The organism is Streptomyces sp. NPDC091412 (assembly GCF_044756885.1).
In the GTDB taxonomy this organism is placed as follows: domain Bacteria; phylum Actinomycetota; class Actinomycetes; order Streptomycetales; family Streptomycetaceae; genus Streptomyces.
The window spans coordinates 60,636-65,924 of the sequence record NZ_JBIVTV010000014.1; the positions used below are offsets into that span (position 1 = coordinate 60,636).

The window sequence follows — 5,289 nt, forward strand, 5'->3', positions numbered from 1 at the left end:
TACGGGGGTGCGGCGCGGGCGCGACCGAGTGCTGCAGGCGTACGGCGGGGTGCGGCGCGGGCGCGACCGAGTGCTGCAGGCGTACGGCGGGGTGCGGCGCGGGCGCGACCGAGTGCTGCAGGCGTACGGCGGGGTGCGGCGGGATCAGCCCGCGGTTCCCGGTCCCGCCTGGTCGCGCAGGAAGGTGCTGATCTGGTGCGCCAGCCCGCCCGGTCCGCCGGCCGTGGGCGTGCCGGTCCCGGCGGGCTCCTCGTGCCCGTCGACGCAGCCGGTCCACAGCGCGCGCGAGGTCCACTCCTCGTCGACCCGCAGCTGGATCTGCGCGTCGATCTGGGACAGGGCGGCCTCCGGCCCCGCCGCGTACAGCACCGCCGTGACCCGGCGCAGCGGATAGACGTCGAAGCCCTCGATGAACTGTGAGTTGCGCCAGTCGACGAACGCGCCGTCCCCGTCCGGGCCGATCCGCACGTCGATCTGCCCGTCCTCCAGGTGGACGCCGAAGCGCCGCGTGCCGCGGTTCTCCACGGTGACGCGGAGGCGGAAGTACGTCAGACCCTCGGCGGCCTCGTCGCGCCCCCGCGGCGGCTCCGACCGCTCCAGGCGGTGGACGCGGACGCGCAGACCGGCATGCTCCTCGTACTCCTGCCAGTCCCCGACCACGTTCGGCTCGTACACGATGCACCTCTCGACTTCCAAGAGCTGCTTCCTATCCGCGCGCTCAGCGCACTGTCAAATGTGCGGAATGCGCCGTGGCCGGGGAATTCACCGTCTTTGATCGCTGATCAAGCCGTGGGCAGGAGGAATTCGCCGACGGGCCCTCGAAGCGGTCTCCGGGGCGTGCCGCACATCACTCCGACGGGCGGCCCGGCCGGCGGTCCGCAGGGCGTCGTCAGCGGGCCAGGCGGCCGAGCAGCGCGGAAGCCGCGGTGATGCCGAGCGCGGCGGCCACCACGAGGACGGCGAAGTCGGTGGCGAGGTGCGCGGGGGTGCCGAGCAGCAGCCCGCGCAGGGCGTCGACCTGATAGCTGAGCGGGTTGGCCTTGCTGACGGCCTGGAGCCAGCCGGGCATGACGGCGATCGGGTAGAGGGCGTTGGAACCGAAGAACAGCGGCATCGTGATCGCCTGCCCGATGCCCATCAGCCGGTCGCGGCTGAGCACGATGCCGGCGATGGTCATCGACAGGCAGGCGAAGAACGCCGAGCCGAGGACGACGGCCGCGGCGACGCCCAGCAGCTTCAGCGGGTTCCAGGTCAGCGCCACGCCGAGCAGGGCGGCGATGGCGATCACGACGATCGCCTGGATCAGCGCCTTCACCCCGGCCGCGAACGCCTTGCCGGTGACCAGGGCGGAGCGCGGGGTCGGAGTGACCAGGAGCTTGTTGAGGACGCCCGCGTCGCGCTCCCAGATGATCTGGATACCGTAGAAGATCGCGATGAACATGGCGGACTGGGCGATGATGCCCGGCGCCATGAAGTCGATGTACGGGATGCCGCCGGTGGGGATCGCCCGGATGCGGGTGAAGGTCTGACCGAAGATCAGCAGCCACAGGGCGGGCTGCACCGCGCGGGTGTACAGCTCGGTGCGGTCGTGGCGGAGCTTCTGCAGTTCCACCGCGCACATGGCGACGACCCGGGCGGGCAGCAGCCGCCAGCCGGCGCGGGGCTGCGGGGGCCGCAGCAGCAGCCCGATGTCGTCGGCGCTGATGGCGTCAGCCGACGCGGTGCGCGGTGCGGCGGGTACTTCGGACATCGCGGAAGTCTCCTGAGGTGTCGTCGAGGCCGCTGCCGGCCACGTCGCGGAAGACGTCCTCCAGCGTGGGCAGCGGGTCCGTGGCCGGGGCGCCCTGGGCGCGGCGGCGCTCGCCGAGTCCGTCGCGCAGCTCGGCCGGGGTGCCGAGGGCCCGGATGCGGCCGCGGTGCATCAGGGCGACCCGGTCGCAGTACGTGTCGGCCTCGTCCATGTAGTGGGTGGTCACCAGGACTGTCATGCCGGTGGCGGCGCGGACCGCGCCGATGTGCTCCCACACCCCGGTACGGGCGATCGGGTCCAGGCCGATCGTCGGCTCGTCGAGGATCAGCAGGCGGGGTGAGCTGACCAGGGCCTGAGCGAGTTCGAGGCGGCGGACCATGCCACCGGAGTAGGTGTTCGCCATCCGGTCGGCGGCGTCGGCCAGACCGACCGCGGCCAGCGCCTGGGCGACCCGTTCGGCGCGTTCACGGCGCGGGACGTCGAAGACGCGGGCGAACAGGATGACGTTCTCCCGGCCGGTGAGGGCGGCGTCGGCGGACAACTGCTGCGGGACGTAGCCCAGCAGGCGGCGTACCGCCATGCGGTCGGAGGCGGCGTCGTGGCCGAAGACGCGGACCATGCCGGAGGGGACCGGCAGAAGGGTGGTGATGCAGCGGATCGCCGTGGTCTTCCCGGCGCCGTTCGGGCCGAGCAGCCCGAACACCTCGCCCGGGCGTACGGACAGGTCCACGCCGTCGACGGCATTGGTGTCGCCGAAGGCGTAGGCGAGTCCGGTGCAGGCGACGGCGTCGTCGGCCGGCTCGGCGGCAGCGTTCCGGGTCATGGGCGATCGGCCTCCTCGTGCAGGTTCTCGGCCAGTCTGCGCAGGGCGGGGACCGCCGCGCGCAGCGCGTCCCGGTCCGTCCGGTCGAGCCGGTCCACCTGATGGCGTACGAGGGCCGCGCGGCGTTCCCGCCAGTCGCGCAGGCGGATCCTGGCTGCCTCCGTCAGCAGCAGGCGTGCGGCCCGCCGGTCGGCGGGGTCCGTCTCACGGATCAACTGACCGTCCCGGACGAGCTGGTTGACCAGTGTCGAGACGGAGTTGCCCGCCAGGTGCAGCTCCTTGGCGGCCTCCGAGACGCCTATGCCGGGGCGGCCCTCGACCAGACGCAGCAGCTCGTTCTCGGCGCCGCGCAGCCGGGGCACGGTCATCCCGGAGCGCAGTCGTCGACGGATCAGCCGCTGGACGCCGACGAGGGCATCGGCCAGCTCTTCGGGGAAGGTCTCCGGGGTCACGTCCACCAGATTATCTCTGTAGCAGAGGTAATCACCCCAAGAGCCGGTCAAGGATGCCCCGGGCGCGGCGGCGGGCGGGTGCGGAGGCGGTCGGGAGGCGGATGCGAAGGCGGCTCCGGCACGGCGCGGAACCGGCGGGCGCGCCCGCATTCGCACCGCCATGGAAATGCACGCAATTCCTCCGGTGGCGATTCTCCGGATTCTGGACAACAATTGAGATTCGTGCGGTCGCATACCGTCACCGCATTCCCGGAACAGTTTCGAAATCGCCGACTTCGGGAATCCCGAGTCCAGTGCTTCGGACAGGAGGCACGTCCGTGGGAGCCGGCGCGCCGGGCCCCGTTGTTCATCTCCGTTCGGTCCGAGCCCCGCCCCTCCCAAGGTGTCCGTCCATCCAGCACCTGCTGAGGGAGGCGCAGCTCATGCGTACCACCGGCAGAACGAAGGCCCATCCGCACGACGACGCCCCCGACACCGCCGAGGCGTTCGAGCGGCTCGCTTGCATGCCCGACGGCGCCGAGCGCAAGGCGCTGAGGGACGAGCTGGTACAGGTGTGGCTGCCCATGGCCGAGCGGATCGCCGTACGGTTCCGCGGGCGGGGCGAGGCCCTGGAGGATCTGTACCAGGTGGCAGCGCTCGGCCTGGTCAAGGCCGTCGACCACTACGACCCGGCGCGTGGCTACGCGTTCGAGGCGTACGCCGTGCCGACGGTCACCGGGGAGATCAAGCGGCACTTCCGCGACCACATGTGGACACTGCACGTGCCGCGCCGGGTCCAGGACCTGCGCAACCGGGTACGGCGCGCCACGAAGGAGCTGGCGCAGACCACCCCCGGCCGGACGCCGACCGTGGCCGAGATCGCCGAGTACGCGCACCTGAGCGTGAGCGACGTGCACACCGGGATGGAGGCCCTGGACTGCTTCGCCGCGCTGTCGCTGGAGGCGGAGGTCCCCGGTACGGACGGCTACGCGCTCGGCGACGGGCTGGGCGAGGCCGACGCGCGATTCGACCTGGTCGTGGACCGGGTGGCGGTCAGGCCCTGTCTGGAGGCGCTGCCCGAACGCGAGCGCACCATCCTGTACCTCAGGTTCTTCGGGGGCATGACGCAGAGCCGGATCGCGCAGCAGCTGGGCATCTCGCAGATGCACGTCTCGCGCCTGCTCAGCGGGTGTTTCGCCCAGCTGCGCGAGGAGCTGCTCGCCGAGGCCGGGTGAGCCGCGGCTCGCCCGCGGCGCGGGGCTGCCGTGTCCCGCGCCGTTTCGGCGGCGTCCCGCGGGTACTCGGCAGGCGTCTTCCGCGCGCCGGTCGGACACTGGTGTCAGGCTGGTGCAAACCGGTCTGACACGACCAGGACGGGACATGAACCACGACAGGACACCTTCCGGCAGTTCTCCCGACGTCGTCTCCACGCACTCGGTGTGCGGCGCGCCCTGCTGGGTGAGCCTGACCAGCCGGGACCTCCAGGCCACGGAGGAGTTCTACCGGGCGGTGCTGGGCTGGGAGTGGCGTCCGGCCAGACTCGGCGACCACTTCCGCATCGCGCTCGCGGAGGGTGCCCCGGTCGCGGGGATCGGCGCGGTGGCCGCGATGTGGCAGATGGCGGTCGCCTGGACGCCGTACTTCGCCGTGCCCAGCGCCGACCAGGCCGTCGCGCGGGTGCAGGAACGCGGTGGTACGGCCGCGGTCGGCCCGATCTCCTTCCCGCCGGGGCGCGCGGCGCTGCTGGCCGACCGGGACGGCGCGACCTTCGGGATCTGGGAGGGTGACCTCTTCACGGACTGGGAGACCTGGCGCAAGGCCGCGCCGGCCTTCATCCGGCTGCACACGCGCGACGCCTTCGACGCCGCGATCTTCTACGGCGAGGTCCTGGACTGGGCCTCACGGCGGCCCGGCTGCTGCGAGGTCCGCTACGAGGGCGACGAGGTGGTGCTGCGCAGCCACGGCGAGGTCGTGGCACGCATCGAGTCCGGCGCGCTGGAGGCGGCGCCGGACCCCACGATCCGCCCGCACTGGCAGATCCACTTCCGCGTGGCCGACGTGGCCGCCTGCGCCCGCGCCGCCGAGGTCCACGGCGGCAGCGTCCTGCGCGAGGGCCCCGACGAGGCCGTACTCCGCGACCGGGACGGCGCCCAGTTCACGGTGACGTCCCGCCGCGGAGCCTGAACGGCGGCCCATCCCACCACCGGCCACAGGTCGACGCCCGCTCTGTGCCCCACGCCACCGGCATCACACCGACAACGACCCCGCACAAGGACCCCGCCAAA

The 5,289-nt window shown here is 72.4% G+C and carries 6 protein-coding genes; 2 read left to right on the plus strand and 4 right to left on the minus strand.

Annotation, left to right across the window (positions count from 1 at the left end; translation table 11 throughout):
• Positions 1-144 precede the first annotated feature (144 nt).
• The 4 genes from ACIQMV_RS28035 to ACIQMV_RS28050 form a co-directional block, all read right to left on the minus strand.
• Positions 145-675, minus strand: coding sequence for a hypothetical protein (locus ACIQMV_RS28035; protein WP_402596240.1), 531 nt, complete (start codon positions 673-675; stop codon positions 145-147).
• A gap of 214 nt (positions 676-889) precedes the next feature.
• Positions 890-1,750 carry an ABC transporter permease gene (locus tag ACIQMV_RS28040; protein ID WP_402596163.1) on the minus strand — a complete coding sequence of 287 codons (861 nt, stop codon included), beginning with the start codon at positions 1,748-1,750 and terminating at the stop codon, positions 890-892.
• The gene (locus ACIQMV_RS28045; protein WP_402596164.1) at positions 1,710-2,573 is read right to left on the minus strand and encodes an ATP-binding cassette domain-containing protein; all 864 of its coding nucleotides are present in this window, start codon (positions 2,571-2,573) and stop codon (positions 1,710-1,712) included. The genes ACIQMV_RS28040 and ACIQMV_RS28045 overlap by 41 nt, the downstream gene beginning before the upstream one ends.
• Complete coding sequence (locus tag ACIQMV_RS28050; RefSeq protein ID WP_402596165.1) at positions 2,570-3,025, minus strand: MarR family winged helix-turn-helix transcriptional regulator; 456 nt, start codon at positions 3,023-3,025, stop codon at positions 2,570-2,572. The genes ACIQMV_RS28045 and ACIQMV_RS28050 overlap by 4 nt, the downstream gene beginning before the upstream one ends.
• Before the next feature lie 422 nt (positions 3,026-3,447).
• Between ACIQMV_RS28050 and ACIQMV_RS28055 the strand changes: the two genes are divergently transcribed.
• Positions 3,448-4,239, plus strand: a complete 792-nt coding sequence (locus tag ACIQMV_RS28055) for a SigB/SigF/SigG family RNA polymerase sigma factor (RefSeq protein ID WP_141364502.1) — start codon at positions 3,448-3,450, stop codon at positions 4,237-4,239.
• 145 nt (positions 4,240-4,384) lie between these two features.
• Positions 4,385-5,188 carry a VOC family protein gene (locus ACIQMV_RS28060; RefSeq protein ID WP_402596166.1) on the plus strand — a complete coding sequence of 268 codons (804 nt, stop codon included), beginning with the start codon at positions 4,385-4,387 and terminating at the stop codon, positions 5,186-5,188.
• The last annotated feature ends 101 nt before the right edge of the window (positions 5,189-5,289 follow it).